16 protein-coding genes and 1 pseudogene are annotated in these 21,828 nt (G+C 68.4%); 4 read left to right on the top strand and 13 right to left on the bottom strand.

Annotated elements, in window-relative coordinates; all coding sequences use genetic code 11:
* Positions 1 to 3: 3 nt before the first annotated feature.
* From tssI (QHF83_RS27960) to QHF83_RS27940, 5 genes are read right to left on the bottom strand one after another with little or no spacing between them, the layout of a single operon-like run.
* Positions 4 to 2,214, bottom strand: coding sequence for a type VI secretion system tip protein TssI/VgrG (gene tssI / locus QHF83_RS27960; protein ID WP_282421011.1), 2,211 nt, complete (start codon positions 2,212 to 2,214; stop codon positions 4 to 6).
* Positions 2,215 to 2,225: 11 nt separating this feature from the next.
* The gene (gene tssI, locus QHF83_RS27955) at positions 2,226 to 4,406 is read right to left on the bottom strand and encodes a type VI secretion system tip protein TssI/VgrG (protein ID WP_282421010.1); all 2,181 of its coding nucleotides are present in this window, start codon (positions 4,404 to 4,406) and stop codon (positions 2,226 to 2,228) included.
* Between the two features lie 12 nt (positions 4,407 to 4,418).
* The gene (gene tssI / locus QHF83_RS27950) at positions 4,419 to 6,632 is read right to left on the bottom strand and encodes a type VI secretion system tip protein TssI/VgrG (RefSeq protein ID WP_282421009.1); all 2,214 of its coding nucleotides are present in this window, start codon (positions 6,630 to 6,632) and stop codon (positions 4,419 to 4,421) included.
* 3 nt (positions 6,633 to 6,635) lie between these two features.
* Positions 6,636 to 7,724 (bottom strand): DUF2169 domain-containing protein, encoded by a 1,089-nt coding sequence (locus tag QHF83_RS27945; protein WP_282421008.1) that lies wholly within the window; start codon positions 7,722 to 7,724, stop codon positions 6,636 to 6,638.
* Between the two features lie 60 nt (positions 7,725 to 7,784).
* A complete protein-coding gene (locus QHF83_RS27940; RefSeq protein ID WP_282421007.1) occupies positions 7,785 to 10,418 on the bottom strand; it encodes a hypothetical protein in 2,634 nt (877 codons plus the stop codon).
* 560 nt (positions 10,419 to 10,978) lie between these two features.
* Between QHF83_RS27940 and QHF83_RS27935 the strand changes: the two genes are divergently transcribed.
* Both QHF83_RS27935 and QHF83_RS27930 read left to right on the top strand, forming a co-directional pair.
* Positions 10,979 to 11,335: a hypothetical protein gene (locus tag QHF83_RS27935; RefSeq protein WP_282421006.1), complete on the top strand. Its 357-nt coding sequence runs from the start codon at positions 10,979 to 10,981 to the stop codon at positions 11,333 to 11,335.
* Between the two features lie 186 nt (positions 11,336 to 11,521).
* On the top strand, positions 11,522 to 12,082 hold the full coding sequence (locus tag QHF83_RS27930) for a sterol desaturase family protein (RefSeq protein WP_282421005.1): 561 nt from the start codon (positions 11,522 to 11,524) through the stop codon (positions 12,080 to 12,082).
* Between the two features lie 40 nt (positions 12,083 to 12,122).
* Here the strand turns inward: QHF83_RS27930 and QHF83_RS53510 are convergent.
* The 4 genes and pseudogenes from QHF83_RS53510 to QHF83_RS27915 form a co-directional block, all read right to left on the bottom strand.
* Positions 12,123 to 12,266, bottom strand: a pseudogene (locus QHF83_RS53510) (FAD-dependent oxidoreductase); the annotation flags it as partial.
* A gap of 83 nt (positions 12,267 to 12,349) precedes the next feature.
* The gene (locus QHF83_RS27925; protein WP_282421004.1) at positions 12,350 to 13,138 is read right to left on the bottom strand and encodes a sigma-70 family RNA polymerase sigma factor; all 789 of its coding nucleotides are present in this window, start codon (positions 13,136 to 13,138) and stop codon (positions 12,350 to 12,352) included.
* The gene (locus QHF83_RS27920) at positions 13,135 to 14,718 is read right to left on the bottom strand and encodes a DHA2 family efflux MFS transporter permease subunit (RefSeq protein ID WP_282421003.1); all 1,584 of its coding nucleotides are present in this window, start codon (positions 14,716 to 14,718) and stop codon (positions 13,135 to 13,137) included. Before QHF83_RS27920 ends, QHF83_RS27925 begins: the two co-directional genes overlap by 4 nt.
* 10 nt (positions 14,719 to 14,728) lie before the next feature.
* Positions 14,729 to 15,973 carry an HlyD family secretion protein gene (locus QHF83_RS27915; protein WP_282421002.1) on the bottom strand — a complete coding sequence of 415 codons (1,245 nt, stop codon included), beginning with the start codon at positions 15,971 to 15,973 and terminating at the stop codon, positions 14,729 to 14,731.
* 126 nt (positions 15,974 to 16,099) lie between these two features.
* Between QHF83_RS27915 and QHF83_RS27910 the strand changes: the two genes are divergently transcribed.
* Together QHF83_RS27910 and QHF83_RS27905 are read left to right on the top strand one after the other, a co-directional pair.
* On the top strand, positions 16,100 to 16,753 hold the full coding sequence (locus QHF83_RS27910; RefSeq protein WP_282421001.1) for a TetR/AcrR family transcriptional regulator: 654 nt from the start codon (positions 16,100 to 16,102) through the stop codon (positions 16,751 to 16,753).
* A gap of 14 nt (positions 16,754 to 16,767) precedes the next feature.
* On the top strand, positions 16,768 to 18,135 hold the full coding sequence (locus QHF83_RS27905) for a cytochrome P450 (RefSeq protein ID WP_282421000.1): 1,368 nt from the start codon (positions 16,768 to 16,770) through the stop codon (positions 18,133 to 18,135).
* Here the strand turns inward: QHF83_RS27905 and QHF83_RS27900 are convergent.
* The 4 genes from QHF83_RS27900 to QHF83_RS27885 form a co-directional block, all read right to left on the bottom strand.
* Positions 18,132 to 19,019, bottom strand: coding sequence for an STAS domain-containing protein (locus QHF83_RS27900; protein WP_282420999.1), 888 nt, complete (start codon positions 19,017 to 19,019; stop codon positions 18,132 to 18,134). The genes QHF83_RS27905 and QHF83_RS27900 overlap by 4 nt on opposite strands.
* Positions 19,020 to 19,037: 18 nt before the next feature.
* A complete protein-coding gene (locus QHF83_RS27895) occupies positions 19,038 to 19,553 on the bottom strand; it encodes a hypothetical protein (RefSeq protein ID WP_282420998.1) in 516 nt (171 codons plus the stop codon).
* A gap of 74 nt (positions 19,554 to 19,627) precedes the next feature.
* Positions 19,628 to 20,839, bottom strand: coding sequence for a glycerophosphodiester phosphodiesterase (locus QHF83_RS27890; RefSeq protein WP_282420997.1), 1,212 nt, complete (start codon positions 20,837 to 20,839; stop codon positions 19,628 to 19,630).
* A gap of 137 nt (positions 20,840 to 20,976) precedes the next feature.
* Positions 20,977 to 21,792 carry a metallophosphoesterase gene (locus tag QHF83_RS27885; RefSeq protein ID WP_282420996.1) on the bottom strand — a complete coding sequence of 272 codons (816 nt, stop codon included), beginning with the start codon at positions 21,790 to 21,792 and terminating at the stop codon, positions 20,977 to 20,979.
* Positions 21,793 to 21,828: the final 36 nt, after the last annotated feature.

The raw sequence follows: 21,828 nt of genomic DNA, 5'->3' as shown, positions 1-21,828 counted from the left end.
CGCCTAGTTCTGCGACGACGTCGTCGAGCCGAGGTTGTTCGCCTGCTGCGTGTCGACCTTGATCTCTTTCGGCGCCTTGAGGTCGATCCGGCCGTTTTTCAGGTGGATCTCGGTGTCGCCGACCTTGAGCGTGATCTCGTCTCCGAGGAGGGTCGTGTCCGTCGACTCCACGCGGAGCTTTTCGAGCCCCGCGAGGAGCAGCTCTTTCAGCGACGTGACCACGTAACTGCCCGTCACCTTGGTCTCGCGCAGCTCCTCGATGCGCGCGCCGTGCTTCTCGTCGGCCTTGCTGAACACGAGCCCGCTCACGGTTTCGTCGCGCGCGACCTCCGTGCCCTCGCTCTTGCCCATCTTGGCGATCTCGATGATCGACCCGCCCGCGACGAGCACCGAGGTCTTGCCGCCCGTGACCGAGTTCGTCTTGCCGGTATGTTCGAAGACGAGGCCCGAGATGATCTCCGTGAGGTTCTTTTCGACGGCGAGGTTCTCGTCCTCGTGCGCGTCACGCATGTGCGTGCCGCCGATCGTCATCGTGTGATCCTTCTCCACGGTGTCGGTGTATTTGCCCGTCACGGTCGCGCTGCGATTGCCGCCGATCGACACGTTCTGATTGCCGTCGACCTTCGCGACGCTGTCGTTCGTGACCGTGATGGTCTCGTTCGATCCGATGCGGATCGCCTCGTTCCCCTTGACGAGCCGCGCCTCGGCGGCGCCGATCTTCTCGTCCTGGTTGTTCGCGACCGTGATGTTCTGATCCTTCTGCGCGTGGATGTGGATCTCCTCCGCGCCGGCCATGTCGTCGAAGCGGATCATGTTGTAGCCCGTGCGGCCGTCGGGCTCGCGCGGCGAGCTGAGCGACTGGAGCGAGGTGCGCATCTTGCGGCGCGGCAGCTCCTCGAGGAAAGGATCGGACGCATTGAAGACGCGCCCGAGGACGACCGGCCGATCGGGATCGCCTTCGAGGAACTGGCAGAGTAGCTCCCAACCGATGCGCGGCATCGCCGAGGAGCGGCCGGTGTTGTCCTGCAAAACGGGGATCCAGTGCGAGCAGGTGTCGTCCTTCGGCTGCAGCCGATCCCAGGGGAAATGCACCTTCACGCGGCCCCACGGATCCGTGTAGATGTCCGCGCCCGCAGGGCCCGTGACGAAGCCCGTGAGCGGGTTCGGCAAGGTCGGGACGTACGTCTCGACCGGCGGCCTGTACACGGTGCTTCCAGGTAGCGCCTCGAACGCGAGCGAGAACGCGCTCGCGGCTCGATCCCAGGCGTGCTCGATCTTCGTCACCACGTACTCGCCGTCCTCCACGCCCGAGGGCGCGTCGACCAGCGTGAAGAGCCCGCCCGTGATCGTGGCCGGCGCCGTGGTTCGTCCCGCCAGACGTTTCTTGAGGCAGGTGAGCGCCTGGGCGCGCAGGTTCGCCTTGGCCTGGCCCTGCGCGGGCAACTCGTATTCGCCAGGATAATCGTACCATTCGGGCCCCCACGACGTCGGGCCCTTCGCGGAGACGTCCATGTCGAGGCGAGGGCGCTCTGGATTGAAATCACGAAGCGAGACCTTGCCCGCCGTCGCGCGGCCCGCCCAGCCGACCTCGTAGACCGCGTCGCGTTGGCCGTGCAGGCCCGTGTCATGGTGGAACGCGAGCGCGCCCGGGCCGTCGCGATAGGCGCTCGTGAAATCGCCGAGCACCATGCGGCCCTCGTCGTCGACGATGTAGAAGATCCCCTCGTCCTCGAGCAGGCGCGCCGCGAAATCGAGGTCCGACTCGCGCATCTGCACGCAGTACGGGCGCTTGACGTACGAGCCGACGAGGCGCGGGTCGACCGTGACGCCGTGCGCGCCGATCACCTCGGCCACGATCTCCGGCGCGGATTTGTCGCGGAAGATGCGGATGTCCACGCGATGCCGGGCCGTGGCGAGACGTGGCTCGAGGAGGAGCGTGACCCTGCCGGTGCCCGCGTTGCCCTTGCGGGTCGCGGCGCGCTTGATCCGGGTCACGACGCCCTGGATGCGCCGGATGTTCCCCTCGCGGGCGAGGACGAGCGCGGCCTCGGAGAAGACGAGCGCGTCCGGATCGAGCGCGTCCGTGGGATCGACGTGCAGCGTGATCTCGAAGCGGTACGTCCGGGAGAGCGCCTCTTCGCCCGAGACCGTCGTCACCCGGTAGGTGGTCCCGCCGAGCTCGATGAAATAAAGGACCGGATCCTCGGTAGCCACGGCGTCCTCCTTCAGTTGTGCTCGATGCGCCTGCTGTCGGCGTCGAGGTGCGCGCCCGAGAGATCGAGGGCCGCGCCGGTCAGGGTGATCGACTCGGTCGTCAACGTGAGCACGCTGTCGCCGCACATGAGGCGGATCGACTCGACGGCCTCGATGTGCACGACCGGCGCGCTCCCGAGGACCGAAGCTCGGACGGTCCACGTCGACGTGGTGTCGGCGTTGTCGAGGTACTTCTCGTTCGAGACGCAGACGATCGAGCCGCCCACGGTCTCCTTCCACTCGGTGTCGACGTCGAGCGCGCGATCCTTCTTCGCCACCTCGATCTTCGAGCCCCCGATGATCTGCACCGAGTCCTTGCGTGCGGCCTCGGAGATGTCCTCGCCCGCGATCTTGATGACGCTGCCGCCCACGACCTCGAGCGCGTCCTTCGCCCGCGTGAGGATGTTGTTCGGCGTGATCTCGATGAGCGAGCCACCCACGTTGAGCGTGCGGTCGCCGTTCACGGTCGTCCGGTGCGAGCCGCCGACCTTGATGTTGCGCGAGCCGCCGACGCTCTCGGTGTGGTTGCCCGTCACCGTGTACACCCGGATGCCCTCGGCCTTCAGCGTCTCGTTGCCGCCGATCGTGATGCGCTGATCGAGGACCACACGCTCGTCGAGCGAGTCGTTGATCGTGAGGTCGTGGTTCACGCCCACGGTGCGCGTCGAGTCGTTTTGCGTGGTCTCCCACTTCGCGTCGAGGATGCGCATGTTCATGTCGCGCGAGGCGTTGATGAACATGTCCTCCTGCCCCGACCTGTCCTCGAAATGGATCTCGTTCGCCGTGCCGTTCGCCGGCACCGTGGCCGTCTTCCACACGACACGCGTCATGTTCATCGGCAGCTTGTACTCGGGCAGGCGCTCGCCGTCGTGGATACGCCAGATGACGCTCGGCGCGTCGACGCCGCCCTCCTCGTTGAAGGTCGCGATGTTCCAGCCCATGCGCGGAAACAGCATCGATCCGGGCGCGGCGCGCTGGGCGACGCGCATCCACGTGCCGCCCTTCTCGTTGCGCGGCCCGAGCCGATCCCAGTGCAGGATCGTCCGCACGCGCGCGAGTTCGTCCGGATGCACCTCCTGCCCCTCGGGCCCGATGATCTGACCGAGCTGGAGCCCCGCCTGCTTCGCCTCCGGCGTGAGCCTGAGCGGCCGGAACGGGGTCTCGAGGCGGATCGCCTCGAACCGCGTCGAGCACGGGTGGTGCTCGTCGCCCTGGACCGCGACGCGCGTGATGAGGTAACGCGCGTTCATCTTGGCGAGCGGATGCCCGTCGACCTCGAGCACGACGCCCGGGAAGGGACGAACGCTCGTCGAGAGCCCCGCCACGCCCGCGCGCGCCGCGACGTTTGCATCGCGCTGATCGGAAACGCGCGCTTCGAGGATGGCCTCCATCCCGGTCCCGCCGCCCGGCGCGTCGTAGATCTCGTGCTTGCCCGCGCCCGCCTTCGCCTGGATCGGCACGAGCGGTCGTTTGTGATCGAACGACTTTGCCGCGAACCGCCCCGTCGATGCGGCGCTCATCGAGCCGAGCTCCGTCACGGCGTCCTGCTTCGGCTGGAGCGCGCTCTCGCGCACCCACGGAAGGAGCGCGCCGCCGGGCATGTCGGGCGCGGTGGTCGAGTCGTCCGCGAACACGGCGATCGACGCGGCTTCGTGATCGAACCAGTAGTGGATGCCCTCCTCTTCGAGGACGCGGCTCACGTAGGTCCAGTCGTCCTCGCGGTACTGCGCGCGGTACGGATATTCGGGGTAGCTCCGCGTGAGAGCCCAGCGGTACTTGCCCGTGTAGTCGGCGAGGACGTCGTCGACGATCTTCTGCACGTCGACGTCCTGCAGTGCATAACAATCACGCCCGAGCGATTGCCGCCACATCATGGGCCGGAGGACGACGGCGATGCGCCCGCGCTCGTTGTCGAACGCCCGCGCGCTCGCCTCGGCCACGACGCCCGTGACCACGCGCTCCTTGTGCGCCTGATCCCGCAGCGTGAGGATCGCCTCGGCGCCGATCACGACGTCGACGTCGGGCAGCGGCAGCTCGATCTCGGCCTCGACGTCGTACCGGAACAACGTCGAGAGCGCCTCCTCTCCGCGCGCCGTGAGCACGCGGCGCACCTCGATCCCCGAAACGACGAGCTCGGCGAATGCTAGTTCCATGGCCCGATCTCCTTACGGCGTGAGCTTCTCGGGGTTGCCCCGCACGGTGATCTTCGTGCCGCTCTCCTGCTTCACCGGCCCGTTGATCGTCACGCTGCTCGGGGTCATCTCGATGGAGAGCGCGCCGGCGCGGAGCGTGATCGCGGCCGACGAGACGAGCTCGATGTGACGGCTCCGGAGCTCCATGCGCTCGGCGGAGCGGAAGGTCGCGGAGGCGCCGACGTCGACCGTGGTCTTCTTGGCCGACACGCTCATGTCGTTCAGCGATTTGCGCAGGACGAACCCGCTCACGAACGTGCCGAGGCGCCCGGTGACGGCCTGCTTGATGCCCTGCTCCGTGGCGATCGTGAGCTTCGAGCCGCTCGCCGCCTCGACGAGCAGCTCGCCGCCTTCGTGGGCGATCGAGGCGCCCGCCATGGCGATGTGCGCGCCGCCCACGATGCGCGTGAACGAGAGCTGCACGGCTCGATCGATCGCGCCGTTCTCGTCGTTGCCTGCCCGCGTGATGCGCGAGCCGCCCACGTTCTCCACGTTGTTGCCCGTCACCGAGAGATCGCCGCCCGAGGTGACGGTGATGGTCTCGTTGCCTCCGATCGAGTGGTTCCGGTCGAGCTCCACCTTGCCCACGACGTCGCCGCCGATGGTGCGCGTCTGATCGGCGCCGATGTCGATCGTCTGGTTTTTCTCGACGGTACGGCTCGACTCGGTCTCGATGTAGACCGTGAGGTTGTTGCCGATCGTCTCGTTGCGATCGTGGCGGATGACGTTCTTCCAGTCCTTCTGGGCGTGCCAGTCCATGTGCATCGAGCCGGACGAGTCCTCCATGCGCAGCTCGTTGAACCCGGCCTTGCCCGGGTACGTCTCCGTGCGGATCGTCATCCGGTTGCGGAACGAGGGCTGGTTGTACATCGGGACCATCTGCCCGTTGATCTGCCGCGCGAGGCCGATGGGGCGTGTCGGGTCGCCGTCGATGTAGGCGACGCTGATCTCCCAGCCGACACGCGCGAGCGCGATCGAGGTCGAGATCTCCTGCGTCATGCGGATCCAGCGCGAATCCTCGTCCGTGCCCTTGGCCTCGCGATCCCAGTGGAACTGCACCTTCGCGCGTCCGTACGCGTCCGTGTGGATCTCCTCGCCCGCGGGGCCACGCACCATCACGGTGTGGTTGCCCTGGATCTCGGGCCGCTCCGTGCGGACCGCCGGGCGGAACGGGACGTCCGCGGGGATCGCGCGGAACCGGTTCTCGTAGTGCGCGACGCCCGCCTCCTCCCGATACTCGTGCTCCACGTGCACGAGCAGGTAGCGGCCGCTGAAGCTCGCGCCCTCCTCGTGCGTGAACGAGAAGATGCGCGCCGGCGCGAACGAGAAGACCGTGCTCGTGCCCTCCACGAAGCGCTTCTCCGCGCAGAGCGCCTCGACGCGGAGCTTGGCCAGCACCTCGCCGGCCGCCGGATCACGATACCCGACGGGGTAATCGTACACCTCGAGGTGCGTGTCCTTCGCGCCCGTGGCCGAGGCGAGGAGCGACAAGGCCGGCGTCTTCCAGTTGTGATCGTTGACCGTGGCCTTGCCGGATCCCACGACCGCGCCGCGCTCGAACGAGGTGACGCCGAAGTCGCCGTGCGAGAGCGCGCCCGCCGAATCGATGAGCTCGAACTCCGCGCCGCCCTCGACCTCGGGCGAGGCCGAGGACGCGTCGCCGAGGACCATCGTGCCGTCGGGATCGAACGTGTAATAAAAACCCTCGAACTCCAGCATCCGTGAGACGAATGCGAGGTTCGTCTCGCGATACTGCACGCAGTACGGCTGCGACGCCGATTGCCGCGTCGTGCGCCATGCGTGCTTCACCGAGCCCTCGTCGAGGACCTTCGAGACGATCGGCTCGGCGGGCTGGTCGCGCCACTTGCGCGTGTTCTTGTCGAGGCCGAGGAACCAGAGCGAGGGCCGGAGCTCGAGCTCGTAGTGCAGGTGGCCGTCCTTCTCGTCGAGGAAGCGGCCCCGCGCGAGCTGCATGGAGAACCGCCGCTTCTCCTGCCCGTCCCAGTAGATCTCGACCGTCGCCGGCTCTTCGAGCAGCCCCTCGACGTCGAGATCCGAGCCCACCGCGACCTCGACCCAGGCCCCGCCGAGCTCGCTCATGCCCTCCTCGACGCGCAGCCGGAGCGCCGGCCAGGAGGCGTCGCCGATGCTCAAGAAGACTTCGATCCGCAACGCTTTCTTGCTCATGGCCTACACACTCCTCGCGCGCGCCGGATCCGCGGCCCGTCCCGCCCCTACGCTCCGGCTCGGGTCGCGGATCACGTCCTCCGGGAGCGTGCCCACCCCGAGCACGTAAATCCGCTCGAGCCGCTCCCATTTTCGCGGCAGCACGATCGACGCCCGCCACGTGAGCTCCACGGCGCGGGTCTCGGTATCGATCAGAAACCCGTCGAGGTGCGTCTCGTACGCGACCTTCTTGCCGTCGATCTGGCTGCCGAACTGCACGGCGTACCGGGGCAAACGGAAGCGCCAGACGCCGTCCGGCAAGACGCCGCCCACCTCGACCGGTTCGTCCCCGAGGAGCGGCGCTGCGCTGTGCAAACCCGGGACCGACCAGGCGTGGTGCATCGGATCGAAATCGCGCGGCCGCACGGGCGCGCGGCTCTTCGACCACGCCGCGTCGTGCGTGCCGATGCGCGAGCGCCGCGGCTCCCAGTGCGCCGGGATCGGCGCGAAGGCGCCATACGAGGCGTGTGACGGGGCGCCGCCTTCCTCGATCGAAGCCGGCTCGAGGGGCGGCGCGGGCTCGCCGAGGAGGCGGGTGGGCTGGCTGGAAAAACCCATCCCGATCGGGTTCGCAGGCTCGAACGCGCCGGTGATGGGGTCGAGGCCGCCCTGGCACTTGTCGAAGCGGAGCGGCACGGGCTCGACGAACGGCGCGGGATCCGAGGGCGCGACGGCGCCGCGCCAGTTCTTCACGTACACGCGCGGCCCGTGCACCACGACGACCTTGCGCAGCGTGCCGACCTGGAGCCACGCATAGACGCGCCCCTTGGTCCCGGCCGAGCGCGGCGGCGGATACGCGAGGCCCACGAGGCCGACGTCGGTGCCGGGTTTCTCGTCGGCCACGAGATCCGCGGGAAAACGCACGCCCCCGCCGCCGTCCCCCTCGTCCACGCGACGCACCGGCGCGAGCGCGAGCCTCGGCGCGCCCTCGCGGCTCACCTTGTAGGCGACCTTGGCAACGACGACGGCGACGTCACGGCCGTGACGGTCCAGCATCGTCTCGCCAGAGACGCTCGCCCAGCTGATGTTCTCGACGAGCGCCTCGAAATTCATTGCGGAACGGATGGTAAACGCGGATGCCACCGCGCCACAAGCGTTCCGGGCGTGAACGAATCAGGAATCGAACGCGAGATCGGTCCGGGTCTCGCGCTCACGCGGCGCGATACGCGCCGTGGCTTTGCGCGCGCGCAGGTGATCGCCGAGGTCGAGGAAGAGGTGGGCCAGGCTCGTGTAGAGCTGCGCGGCCTTGCGCGTGCCCGGCTCGAAGCCGCGATCGGCCTCTTCCAGCGCGCGGCACGCGTTCATGTATGCGGCGTCGCGATCGCTCTTGGTGACGGCGAGTCGCGCGAGGCTGTAATGGATACGCGCCATTCGACGGTGCGGGGTCGCACCGGTCGAGGTCATGGCCATTTCGTTGTAGAAGTTCAATGCCCGCTCGAGCCGCTCCTGCGAGTGCGGCGTCGTGCCCGAGAGGACCTCGACCCAGCCGAGATCCATGTCGATCTCGGCGCATAGATCGGCCGGCGCCGAGCCGCGGCTTCCGAGATCGTGGGCTTTCTCGAGCAGCTCGCGCGCCTCGGCATACGACAGTTCGCGCGCGCGCTGGTTGCCCACACGGGCGAGGAGCTCGGCCGCGGGGACGAACTCGACCTGGTGCTCGACGGCGGTCTTCGTGGTCTCCTGGACGTGCGGCCAGAGCTCGGTGCGCTCGCGCGCGCTCGCGTCGAGGTAGGCCATGAGCAGGAGGTCGAGCGCCTCGTGCAGGGCCGCCGTGCGCTGATCGGGCGAGAGGAGGTCGCGCACGCGCGCCCGGAACGCGGGCTCGTAGGAGACGACGTCGGCCTCCTCGCGCAAGAAGCCGAGCTTGAGCAGGATGGGCAGCGCCTCGCCGAGATCGCCGAGGCGCTCGCGCGGCAGGTCCGCCTCGGCGAAGAACGCGAGCACGCGGGCGAGGCGCACCGCGCGTGGATCCTGGCGGCTGGCCTTGAGGAGGGCGCGGTCGGGTGAGACCTCGACGTCGGCGCTGACGCCGGCGAGGGCGCGGAGCTTCTTCTCGATGCTGATGAGCTCGGCGCCGTGGGCGTCGTCCGAGCCCGGCATCGGCAGCTTTTCGAGCGCCTTGCGGGCGAGCTCGGGCTTGCCTTGATCGAGCACGACGCGGCCGAAGACGGCGGCGAGCTGCGCGGGCGTGGGCAGGAGGCCGGGGAACTCGCGCGACCAGCGGCCCGGCAGGGCCATCGGCGAGAGGAGGCGCATGGCGCGGTCGAGGTCCTCGAGGCCGCTCTCGATCTCGCCGTGGTACGCCTTGGCGACGGCGTGGGCGTGCCAGGAGAAGACGTCGCCGCCGGGCATGAGCTTGCCGAGGATGGCGCCATGCTTCTCGGCGACCTCGCGCGAGAGGAGCCCGTCGTACGTGCCTTCGCGGCAGCGAGCGATCCAGCGGAGCGCGAGGACGAGCTGCTGGGTCGTCTCCATGCGGCTCGACTCGACCTCCCCGTCCTCCTGAGGATCGTCGAGCCAGAAGAGGGCCTGCTCGGCGTGGTTGACGAGGAGGAAGGCGGCGGCGCGCAAGATGTCCGGCTGTTCGCGCGAGGGGATGGCGATGACGCTGCGAGGCTGGCCGGCCCAGAGGAGGAGGCGACCGGCGGCTTTTTCGGGCGGGCGCGGGCGGTTCGGGTCCTCGGAGTCGGGCGGCGGGGCGTGGACGTGGTCGGCGACGGCGCGACCGAGGGCGGCCCACTCGGCGAGGGGACGGCCTTTCTTGAGGTCGGCGCGGAGGGCGGTGACGACGCCGTGCAGGTGCTTCGAGGAGCGCAGGAGGTTCGCGAGGCGCGCGTCGGCGCACTCGGGCGACCACTCGGAGGGCGGGAGGAGCTCGCAGGCGCGGCCGATGCTGCGGAAGACGTCCTCGTCGATCTCGCCGGCGACGCTCTTGGCGTGAGCGAGGCCGAGGTGCGCGGCGCCGGAGGAGGCGTCGAGGCGGAGGGCGGCGCGGTAATGCTCGACGAGGGTTCCGGGGTTCGTTCCTTCGTGCTCCTCGTGCTGGGCCGCGACGAGGTGCATGAGGACGAACGACTGCGCCATGGTCGGCGCCTTCGCGACGCGCGTGGCGGTCGGCGGGCCGATGAGGATCTTCCACTTGCGGTTGCGCTCGTAGAAGCGGTCGACGGTGGTGACGACGCCCTCGGTGCCGCCCTCGGCCTCGTGGCGGCCCGCGATGCCGATGAGGCGCTGGCGGCTGTCGAGGATGGGCCCGCCGGCCTCGTTCTCGTGGACGACCTGGAGGAGGCGCGGGAGGGGCGGGAGGATGTCGGGCTGGGACTTGCGAGGCGGCGGCTCTTCGGGCTCGCCGGCGATGAGCGAGACGTTGCTCCAGTGCAGGACGACGGCGCGCTTGGCGAGGGCGTTCTCGACGCTGTCGCGGAAGCCGACGAGGGTGACCGGGGTGTCGAGGTCGAAGTCCTTGAACTCGTCGGGCGGCATGAGCCGCAGGACGTGCGGCAGCTCCTCGGCGCAACGGAGGATGGCGAGGTCGCCTTCTTCGGGCGGCAGGATCTGCACGACCTCGGCGGTGCGGACCTGCTCGCTGGCGCGGAGGAGTTTTACGTAAGGCGCGTTCTCGCAGACGCGCGCGACGGTGAGGAGGTGGTGGGGGCCGATCGCGACGGCGGTGAAGTGGCCGCCGCCGGGAGCGAAAGCGAGCCAAATCGCGGCCTCGACGGCGGGCTGCGGGGAGGGGGCCACCATGGGCGCGAGTGTACCGGAAGCGGACGCCGGAGAGGTAGGAAGTGGTGGACGGGCAGGAAGCGGACGTGAGAGCGGGAGCGGGGTAGATCACCTTCGCGACGCGTCTCCGCGCGGTTTGTCGGCCGGGAGAGCTCCCCGGCGACCCGCGCGGAGGCGAGCGCCAGAGGGGCCATGGGCCTTGCCAGGTGCGGCGGCCGCGATGGCGGAGGATGGTGAGCGTCTGGATGATCGATGAAGCGCTCGGCGACCCGCGCGGGCTTCGTTTGGCACGGCGCACGCGATGGCGCCGCCACGGCATTGCGAAAAGAAGTCGTGCACCGGTACGGCCATCGGCACCCCCGAACGTCGCGCCATCCCGAGCGCCTGAAGACGCGGCTCACGCGAAGCTTTTCGGATTCCACGTGGAGATCGGCTTGGCGGGTGTGCGGACGGCGCGCAACGCGGACGGTACGCCCCTTGCTCATCGACGTCGATCATCCGCTCCGCCGTGAGCAACGAATCGCGGTTATCGCGATCTCGCGGCGCGAGCGCTGGGAGCCAAAGACAAGCAGGAGGTCGTCATGTACGGAGCGAGCATTGGGATCGTCCTCGGATTCGCCTCCCTATCCATGCTGAACGGCGGCGTTGCCGGGCCGCCCTCGGATTCGCTGGAATCATCGGCCGCCTCCGCGCACGCGGTGACCCGCGCGGAGACGACGTATGCCCGCAGCCCGGCCGATCCGCTCGATGCCTTCCCGGCGTGGACGTGGTGCGCGAACGAGTACAGATATTGCGGTTTCCGGGGGACGCGAAGGGTGGCTTACGGCAGATATCCCACGTTCGTCTATCGATGGTTGACCGACGGCGCTGCTTGCAACAACGATACCTTCGGTGATCCTCTCATCGGAGTCGACAAGGTGTGCTACCTGCTGCCCTGATCGTCGTTCATGGATTCATGCCGATTACATGACCAATCCGCAGGCGCAATGGGTGAAGAGGTCGCTTGACGCACTCCCCGTGCGCATGTTCTACTCGCTGCCCAGGGTATGGCTGCTCGAACGGGCGTCGCTGAAGGGCGCCGGCTACCGGGACTTCTTTCCTCCGGGTGAAGGGGTTCCGAGAAGATGTTGCTCACGAACACATTGCGGCTCTCGCTCTCGTATCTCGCATATCCGGCGATGACCTGCGGAGCGGTCGCGTTTGGCCTCTGGGCCGTCGCGCGGCATTGGCCAGCCTGGGCTGTCGGCGTTGTGGTCGTGTTGGTGGCCGCGGTGCTCGTCACCTTGCTCGAGTGGATCATCCCGTATTCGCGAGTTTGGGCGAAGCCGCACGGTGACCGGCTCACCGATTTCTGGCACCTCGTCTTCTCCAATCGCGCCTTCGACGTCGGCACGCTCGTCGCCGTCGGCGTGTTCGGCCCGCTCGGAGAGGCGCTTTCATCTCGGCTCGGCACACGCCTCTGGCCGCACGGTTGGCCCCTCCCGCTGCAAGCGCTGCTCGCCGTGGTGGTGTTCGAGCTGCCCTGGTATTGGATCCACCGACTCGAGCATATCTGGGCCCCCTTGTGGCGCGTGCACTCGGTGCACCACAGCTCGCGTCGGCTCTATTGGTGGAACTTCGGCTCGCGGTGGAGCTGCTCGATGAACGAGGACACTCGAAGCGCTCGTAGGTCGCGAGGGGTTTGAGGTAGAGGTCCGAAAGCGCCACTTTGCCAAGCAAAAATCCTTTCGAGAGCGGAGGCCTTTGGTAGGGCGGATGCGTCTCGTCTCCCAAGAGGAGGATGCGTCCCCCATAGCCCTGCTTTCGTAATCCAGCCGCAAGCTCGCCACCGGCCTGGCCGGCTCCCACGATGACGATGCGCTCTTCCATGGCCGCGACGCTCCTCTCTCCGTGCGCCCGGGATTCCGGGGGGTCAGCTCGATGCTGCGATCACCTTCGAATGATGCGGAAGCTCAGAGGCTCCCCGCGAGCGTGCGCAGGTGACCACGCATGCGCTTTTTGGCTTGCTCCTCGACCTGGCGAACGCGCTCCTTGCTCACGCCGAACGCCGCCCCGAGCTCCGCCAGCGTCGCGGGTTCGTCCGACATGATGCGGCGCTCGAGCACCTGCTGCTCCCGGGGCGAGAGCTCCGAAAGCGCTGCCTTCACGGCGCGCGTGATCTGCGCGTGCTCGTCGGCCCGACAAACCTCCGCCTCGGGAGAGAGCGCGCTGTCCGCCGGACCGTCGCTCTGGGCCCCGGTGTCGATCGGCGCGTCGGGCCCTGCGAGGAGCGGGATCAATTCGTGGGCGCGCTGCTCGGACAACCCCGTCCTCTCGGCGAGCGTCGCCGCATCCCTCGCGAACGCCCGGCGAAAGAAGCGCACCGCGCGCCGCTCCGCCTTCGACGTGCCGAGGCGCACGATCCGGTAATTCCGCGTCACGTAATCGCGGATCTCCGCGCGGATCCAGTAATTCGCGAACGTCGCGAGCCTGTATCCGCGCGTCGGATCGAAGCGCTCGGCCGCCTGCAGCAGGCCGATGTTGCCCTGCTGCACGAGGTCCTCGAACGGCGCGCCCCACTGCCGGTATTCGCGGGCGATCGTCATCACGTACGACAGGCACGCCTCGACGAGCAGCCGCCCGGCCTCGCGCTCGCCCGCTTTCCAGCGGATCGCGAGCTCCCGCTCGACCTCCGCGGAGAGGATCCGCCGCCTCGCGATCTCCGCGCGGTACATCGACAGCGCGTCGGGTCGTGCGCTCAATGCCCTGCCTCCACCTTGACCCCTTGCTGCGGTTTTCCGAGCAGCATCACCAGGGGCAAAAACAGCACGATGAGCATGCCGGCGAGCCAGAACGTGTCCGCGAACGACATGATCGAGCCCTGCTGCGACACCGTCCCGGAGAGCAGCGAAAGCGCGCGTTGCTTCGCCTCCGCGGCGGACGCGCCTTTGGCCATCATCGCGCCCGTCAGCATGTTGACCCGCTCGATCGTCGCGGGATCGTTCGACACGAGCTTCTCCGCGACCACGGCCATGTGAAAGGCCTGCCGCCGGGTCAGCATCATCGAGAGCAGCGCGACGCCGACGCTGCCCCCGAGCATTCGCGTCAGATTGAAGAACCCCGTCGCGGAGGCGACGTCCTTGCGCGGAATGGGGCCGAGCGAGGCCATCGAGAGCGGCAAGAACATGAACACGGTGCCCAGGGAGCGCACGATGAGCGGCCAGAAGAGATCGTCGCCGCTCGTCATCGGGTTCATCGTGGAGAACATCACGAGCGAGCCCGCCAGGACGAGCGCTCCGATTACCAGCATGAGCCGCGGGTCCATCTTGCGCGCCAGCCTCCCCGCGACCTGCATCATCGCCGCCGTGGCCAGCGCGCCAGGCAGCATCATGAGGCCCGTCTGTTGCGACGTGTAACGCAGGATCGATTGCGCGAAGATCGGCACGGCGAAGAGCCCGCCGTACAGGGCCATGCCCACGACCACCGAGAGGATGCTGCCTGCCCATAACGAGCGGTACCGGAGCACGCGCAGGTCCACGACGGGCTCGTCCGAGGCGAGCGCGCGACGCACGAAGAGCACGAGCGACACGATCGACGTGACGCACAGGACGACGATCAGCGGCTCATCGAACCAGTCGTGGGAGTTTCCCTCCTCGAGGAACGTCTGCAGGCAACCGAGCCCGAGGGCCAGCATGGCGATGGACGTCCAATCGATGCTCTTCGGAGGCGTCACGTGCGGCTCGTCGGGCGGGAGCGCCGAGAGGCAGAGGATCACGGCGAGCACGCCGAGCGGCAGGTTGATGAAGAAGATCCACCGCCAGCCGATGTTCGTCACGATGTACCCGCCCAGCGTGGGGCCGATCGCGGGGCCCGCGATGACGATGGCGCCGAAGAACGATTGCGCCGTGGCCTGCTCCTCCTTGGGGAAGGTCTCGAAGAGGATCGATTGCGCCTTGGCCATCAGGCCGCCGCCCGTGATTCCTTGCAAAACACGCGCGACGACCAGCATCGGCAGGCTCGTCGCGAGCCCGCACATGACCGAGGCGACGGTGAAGCCCACGAGCGAGAACAGAAAGTACTTTTTCTTGCCAAACCTGTGCCCGAGCCACGCGGCGAGGGGCAGGATGATGACGTTCGCGACGGCGTAGCTCGACACGATCCAGCTCGCCTGGCTGAGCGACGCGCCGAGCGAGGTCTGCATGTCGGCGAGCCCGACGTTGACGATGCTCGTATCGATGACCTCGAGCAGCGCGCCGATGGCCACCGCGATGGCCACGGCCCACTTGTTGTTCTGAGGCGCGGCGGCGGCGAGCGCGGGCGTTGCGACGGCGAGCTGGGCCACGACGAACCTCCTATCCGCGGGTATCGATGGACAGCTCGACGCTCATGCCCGGCCGGAGCACGAGGCCCTGCGGCACGTCACGCAGCTTCACGCGCACCGGCACGCGCTGCACCACCTTCGTGTAGTTGCCGCTCGCGTTGTCCGGCGGCAGCAGCGTGAAGCGCGAGCCGGTCGCGCCGGACAAACTCTCGAGCTCGCCGTGCAGCGTGACGCCGGGCAGCGCGTCGACCACCATCCGCGCGGGCTGGCCCGGGTGCATCTTCGCGACCTGGGTCTCCTTGAAGTTCGCCGTGATCCACAGGAGCGGCGTCACGAGCTGCGCGATGGCCTGTCCCGCCGCGACCTGCTGCCCGACGGCGATCGTCTTCTTCGACGCCACGCCGTCCGCGGGCGCCACGATGCGCGTGTACGAGAGCTCGAGCTTCGCCAGATCACGCGCCGCCTTGGCGATGGCGACCTGGGCCCGCGCCGTCTTGGCCCGCGCCTGCGCTTGCGCCACGAGCGCGTCCACGTTGCTCGATTGCTTGAGCTTCGCCGAGGCTTCCGTCGTGCGGCTCTGCGCCACGGCAATGTTTGCCCGCAGCGTCGCGAGCCGTGCCTTCGCTGCCTCCAGGTTCGCCTGCGCCACGGCGAAGCTCGTCTCCGATTGATCGAACGAGGCCTGCGGAAGTGCGCCCTGCTCGAGCAGCTTGCGGTTGCGGTTGCGATCGGCCTCGGCTTGCTTGAAGGCCGTCTCCGCGGACTTGACCGAAGCCTCGGCCTCCTTGCGCTGATCGGCCGCGGACACCACGCCGCCCTGCGCCGTCTGCAGCGACGCCTCCGCGACCGACTTGTTGCCGAGCGCGTTGATCTCGGCCACGCGCGCGTCCGCCTCGGCCGCCTCCGCCGCCGCCTCGGCGGCCTCCACGTTTGCCTCGGCTTGCGCGAGCTTCGCCTTGGCGCTCTCGTCGTCGAGCACGGCCAGCGTATCGCCCGCCTTGACCTCTTGGTTCTCGGTGAAGAGCACCTCTGCGATCGTCCCGCCCGTGCGCGCCGGGACCGCGATCACCTCGCCGTCCACCTGCGCGTTGTCCGTGCTCTCCAGGGTGCGGTGCGTCCACCAGTACCCCCCGCCGCCCACGACGGCGACGAGCAGCAGGACGAACAGGAGCGCGCGCCCCTTGTTTTTCGGCTTCGCGGAGGCGCCCGCGGCAGCGGTCCCCTGCACGGCAGGGGCCTGGGGAACGACGTCGGAAGGGGATGTCGCAGTGCTCATGCGTGACCCTCAAGGCAACTTGTTGTTGCCATAGTACCCGCCGCGGGGTACATTGGCAACAACAAGTTGCCTTTGAGGCGAAGCAGCGCGAAAATTCCGGAGGAACCGTTCGGTAGACTGGAGCCTATGCGTCACGACAGCACCCCCCCGCCCGTTCAACGAACCCGCCGCACCGAAGGCACACGCGTCCGTGGACGCGCGGAGCGCGTGGTCGCGGCCGTGCTCTCCGCGACGCACGAGGAGCTCGGGCGCGTGGGCTACGGCGCGCTGCGCATCGAGGATGTCGCGGCGCGCTCGGGGGTGAACAAGACGACGATCTACCGGCGCTGGCCGACGAAGGCGGAGCTCGTCGCGGCGTCCCTGCGCGCCGCCCATGACGAGGAGGAGCAGCTCGATACGGGCACGCTGCGCGGGGATCTCCTGACCGTGGTGATGAGGACCGTGCGGACGTGCCAGACGCCCACGGGCCGGGGCATCGTGCGGATGATGCAAATGGAGCGCGCGGATCCGGAGGTCGAGGCCCTCTCGAGGATCCTGCGCGACCGGCGTCGGCAGCGCAATACGGCCTTGCTCGAGCGCGGCATCGCGCGCGGCGAATTGCCTGCGGACGTGCACATGGAGCTCATCCTCGACCTGATCTTCGGGGGGATCTATTCGCGCCTCATCCAGCGCGGCGAGGACGTCAGCGAGGACTACGCCGTCGCGGCCATCGACACCGTGCTCGCGGGCGCCTGCGCAGGTGCGGCGCGCCTGCCGAAGGATCCACAGCAGCAGAAGTAGCCAGAGAGGACGACATGACCACGTCATCGAACGAAACGCGCGCAGAGCACGCGGGCAAAGAGGGCACGAAGGAACTGCCCGTGCTGGAGTCCGTGGTGCTCGACCGATCCGATCCCGAATTCCTCGCCCGATCCCCCGAGATCTACGCCGAGGCGCGGGCAAAAGGGCCCGTCGTGCGCGCCCAGCATTACCCCTTCCCCAGAGACGAAGAAGAGCGCAAGAGCGTCGCTTCGGGCCATCGCCCGGTCGGCGACGTGCTCTTCGTGAGCCATTACCAAGAGGCGGCGGGCGCGCTGCTCGACGATCGCCTCGCCTCCGACCCCTACGCGCGGATGACGCCGGAGCAGCGGGCGCACATGCCGCCGGTGCCGGAGGAGCTCCGGCCGATCGTTTACTCGCTCCTCATGCTCGATCCGCCCGACCACACGCGGCTGCGCAAGCTGGTCCAGCCGAGCTTCAATGCCCGCGTGATGGAGGCGCTCAGGCCGCGCATCCAGCGCCTCACCGACGATCTGCTCGACAAGGCCGAGCGAGATGCCGCCGCGCGCGGCGAATCGGCGCCGGATCGGCGGATGGATCTGGTCAAGGCATTCGCGTTCCCGCTGCCGGTGACGGTGATCAGCGACATGCTCGGTATCCCGGAGGAGGATCGCGACCGAGTCCAGCTCCTCGGGGAGCTCCGCATCGAGAACCGCGACCCCGCGGTCATGCAAGAGACCCGCAAGATGCTCGTGCAGTTCAGCCACTACCTCGTCGAACTGTTCGAGCGGAAGCGGCGCGCGCCGGCGGACGACATGATAAGCCAGATGATCCAGGCCCAGGAGGACGGCGACAAGCTCAACGACAAAGAGCTGCTGTCGATGGTGTTCCTGCTCTATTTGGCCGGGCACGTGACGACGGTGAACCTCATCGGCAACGGGGTCGTCGCGCTCTTGACCCACCCCGAACAGCATGCGCGCTTCAAGGCGGATCCGGCGGGCCTCGCCAAAGGCGTCGTCGAGGAGACGCTCCGCTACTGGGGGCCGGTCGATTACCTGGGCGCCGTGCGCACCGCCAAGGAGGACATGGAGATCGCCGGGGTGTCGATCCCGAAGGGAGGGCAGGTGATGCTCGGCCTCGGCTCGGCCAATCGAGATCCCGCGCAATTCGAGAATCCCGAGACGTACGACATTTCGCGCCCGGACGCCCACCGCCACATCGCCTTCGGCAAAGGGATTCACCTCTGCCTCGGAGCGCCGCTCGCGCGCATCGAGGGGCAGATCGCCTTCGAGACGTTGTTCCGACGCTTCCCCGATCTTCGTCTCGCCGTGCCGGCCGAGACGCTGCGCTGGGGCGGCGCCGCGGGGCTCCGCGGGTTCCGGGAGCTGCCGGTGCTCTTCTAGCGGCGCGCGATTCGCAAGCCGAGCTTCCCGAGCGCGCGCGCGAGCCCGGCTGCGAGGCTGCTCTGCGTCGACAAACCCGAAAGATCCACGCCGAGCTCGAGGACGGTCCGGGCGACCGCGGGCGAGAGCCCGACGAGGACGAGCTCGGCGCCGAGCAGCCTCGTGGCCTTTGCCGTATCGAGCACGTGCCCTGCCGTCGCCGCGTCGAATACCCCGACGCCCGAGACATCGACGATCACCACCCGGGCCTGCGCAGCGACGATGCTATCGAGGAGCTTCTCGGTGAGCGTCTGCGCGCGATTCTCGTCGAGGATCCCGACGAGCGGCACGACGAGGATCCCCTCGTGGACCGTCGCGATGGGCGTCGAGGCTTGACGGATCTGCTCGAGCAGCCGCGTCTTGTCCGCGTAGGCCGCCTGGAGCTCGTCGAGCTGCGCCTTCATTTGCCGCACCTCGATCTCGACGGTGCGCTCCTGGAACATTCGCTCGCGCTGGACCAGGAGATACATCGGGCCGGAGAGCGCGATCTGGAACAGCCATGATTCGACGAGGCCCCTGCCTCCCGCATCCACGTCGGGTGTATCGGCCGTCGCCGCGAGCAGGGCGCTGCGCAGCGACGTCGTGAGCAGGCGCAGATCGTAATGTCCGAGCCCTTTCGGAGTGAGGTCCTCGATCAAGCTCGCGAGGACGTCGCGGCCCTCCCCGTCGCCCTCGGCCGCGAGGTCCTTGCGGAGGGCCGAGAGGAGGCGCGACACGGCGTCGCGCGTCGCGTCCGGCCCGATGGCCCGGAAGATCGTGCCGGCGCGCGAGAGGAGGCGCGACGACAGATCCTGCGTGAGCGCGTCGGCCGAGTGATCGAGCCGTGCGAGCAGGGTGGCGCTCATCGTGGTCCCTCCGATCGATCACCAGCTCACGCGGTAAATGCAGGAGGGCGCGCCGTGCTCCATGCACCCGGTCGGGCCGTGCTCGACGAGGGGACGCGCGCCGACGCGGCTGCAGCAGCCCTGGATGATGCCGATGTTGAGCGCGCAGGGCCCCGGCGCCGTCCAGTCGAGCGTGGCGCTGCGATCTTCATCGAACGTGCACGTGATCCCGCCGATGCTCGGCCCGCGCGCATTCAGGCGGTAAGCCGCGTCGAGCCCCGACAGCATGCTGCGGACGTCGTCGAGGCCCGGCGGGAACACGGCCGCCTCGATCATCTTCTTGCCGACCGCGAGGATGGCGCTCGGCCCGATCCGCGCGGCGACCTCGCCGTAGACGACGTTGCAGCCCCAATGAAGATCGTACCAGCGCTCGGGATCGATGCGATCGACGCCGCAGCTTTTCAGGATCTTCTCGACGAGCGCCTCCGAATGGCCGAGCGCAAGAAGGAGCGACTGCAGAGCAGCGCCCCGGTATTCCCCCTCGTACTTGTTCATGTGACTCCCCCGGGATGCCGCGTGGCGCCCCCTTCGTTCCCCCCGGCGCCATCCTATCCCGGTGGTAGGCGTTCTCAAAGGCCCAAACGGGCGCGCGCCTTCACGGCATCGTCGGGAAAATCGCTGAACACCCCGTCGATGCCGAGCCGGTAGAACACCTCGTACTCGGCGGACGGGCTCGCGGCGTAGTCCTCGGCGAGGAACATTCCCTCGCTCCGGAAAGTCCACGTGTGGACGAACAGGCCTTTCGCGTGCGCCCGCGCGACGAGATCCGTGGGCGCGAGCGACTTTCGATCCGCGTCGTCCACGCTCCCGTCACCATTGACGTCGTCCGCCGCTCCGTCGCCGTCCGCGTCGACGCTCTCCACGGACACGATGTACCGCTTCCACGGCGACACGCCGTCCGCGTATGTCGCGACGAACGTGAGCCCCTCGTCCGTGAGCAGGTCGGCGAACGTACGCGGGTCGTTCTCCTTCGCGAAATCGTACGGTTTGTCGTGGGGCGGCGCGAGCTTGATTTTCCCGTCGAGCGCGACGCCGTCCGCGTCGACGAGCTGCACGAGCGGCAGCGACGTCTTTTGCCGCAGGTACTGGAGGTTTCCGACCTCGAACGACTGGATGATCACCTTCGCGCCTTCGCCCGTGAGCCCGGCCTGCTCGAGCGCCGCGAGGAGTTTGTCCTCGAGCGGCAGGCCGAGGTCCGTGTGATACGTCGGGTGCTTCGTCTCCGGGTAGATGCCGATCACGCGCCCGGTCTCCTCCGACTTCTCCTTGGCGAGCGCGATGATTTCCTCGAACGTCGGGATCTCGTACTTGCCATTGTGCTCCTGCGGCCTGTAGCTCCGCGGCTGGATCGCGCGTAGCTGCTTGATCTCCGCCAGGGTGAAATCGCTCGCGAAAAACCCCTCGACGGGGACGCCGTCGACGGTCTTCGTCGTCTTCCGGTCCGCGAACTCGGGCTTCGACGCCACGTCGGTCGTCGTCGAGATCTCGGGCTCGTGGCGCGCGACGAGGTGGCCGTCCTTCGTGGCCACGAGATCCGGCTCGATGAAATCGGCGCCTTGCTCGATCGCCAGCGTGTAGCTCGCGAGCGTGTGCTCGGGCAGGTACCCGGAAGCCCCGCGATGGCCGGTGACGAGCGGCGCCTCGCCGTTCAACGTCTTCCAGACCTCGGGCGGAGTCGTATCCGGACGCCCGCTGCTCGTCCCATTGCCGCAGCCGATCAGGGAGGCCGAGAGGAGCACGCCGAGGACGGCCGTCCTCGCTCCGACACAATTCGTTTTCATGAGAATCCTCGCCGTGGATTGCAGGCGGCGGAGCGCCGCCGCGCCGATGGTCTCGCGATGCGAGGACGATGGCAAGGCACTTCACGCCGAAGTCACGGCGGCTTCGCGGGCGCGACGCGGAGAGCGCCCGAGCGGCGTCAAGCCGCCAGCGCTACATCCATCTCGGGCAAGAGCCGCCCGTGCGTCGCCCGATACAGACGCACCGTGGTCTCCCCATCCACCACCGCCTCCGCACCAAAAACGCGCGGCGATGCGCCGGCATGGATCGATCGATTCTCCGATCGATGCGCATGCCCATGCGCCACGTAGAGCCGCTCGCAGCTCGCGAGCAGCGCGTCCATCGCCTCGTGCGCCTGCAATCCGTCGATCCAGTGCCACGCCGCGATCGCGTGCCGCCCCGGCGGATGATGTTGCGCCGAGAGGACCACCTTCCAGGTGAAATGAGGATCCTCCGCGAGCCTGCCGAGCCGCTCGATGGCGTCCTGCTCGAGGAGGCCACTCGATCGTGTCACGGGCAAGGGCACGGCGGTCGATACGGGTACGATCAGCGCATCCCGGAGCTCGGTCATGGCGCCTCGTCGGCTCGTCGCTGCATAGGCGCGGAGCGGGCCTTCGAGGGCACGCGCGAAGGCCCGTCCGTCGTCGTAGAGATCGTGATTGCCGGGGACGAGCGTCACCCGCTCCGGCGAGAGCTTGCTCTCGGCAAGCACTTCCGAAAGCACCTCGAACTGCGCCGAGACGCCGTCCTCCGTGAGATCCCCCGTCACGATCACGTGATCCGCGTCCGTCATGCGCGCGCGTACGAGCGCTTCCAGCGCGCGCTCGCGCCGCCGACGCGCGCACGGCGAGCGACCGAACGTCAAATAACGCAGCCTCCACCGCTCCATACCGCTGCGACTGTCGTGGCGATCTTCCAGCAAATGCAGATCCGTCACATGAGCAATCCGCGTCATGGCGCGCGAGCATGCACGACCAAGTTGACATTCCTG

The organism is Polyangium sp. 15x6 (assembly GCF_029960785.1).
Classification (GTDB): domain Bacteria; phylum Myxococcota_A; class Polyangia; order Polyangiales; family Polyangiaceae; genus Polyangium.
The sequence above is the reverse complement of the archived record's forward strand: the minus strand, read 5'-3'. Positions and strand labels throughout refer to the sequence as shown.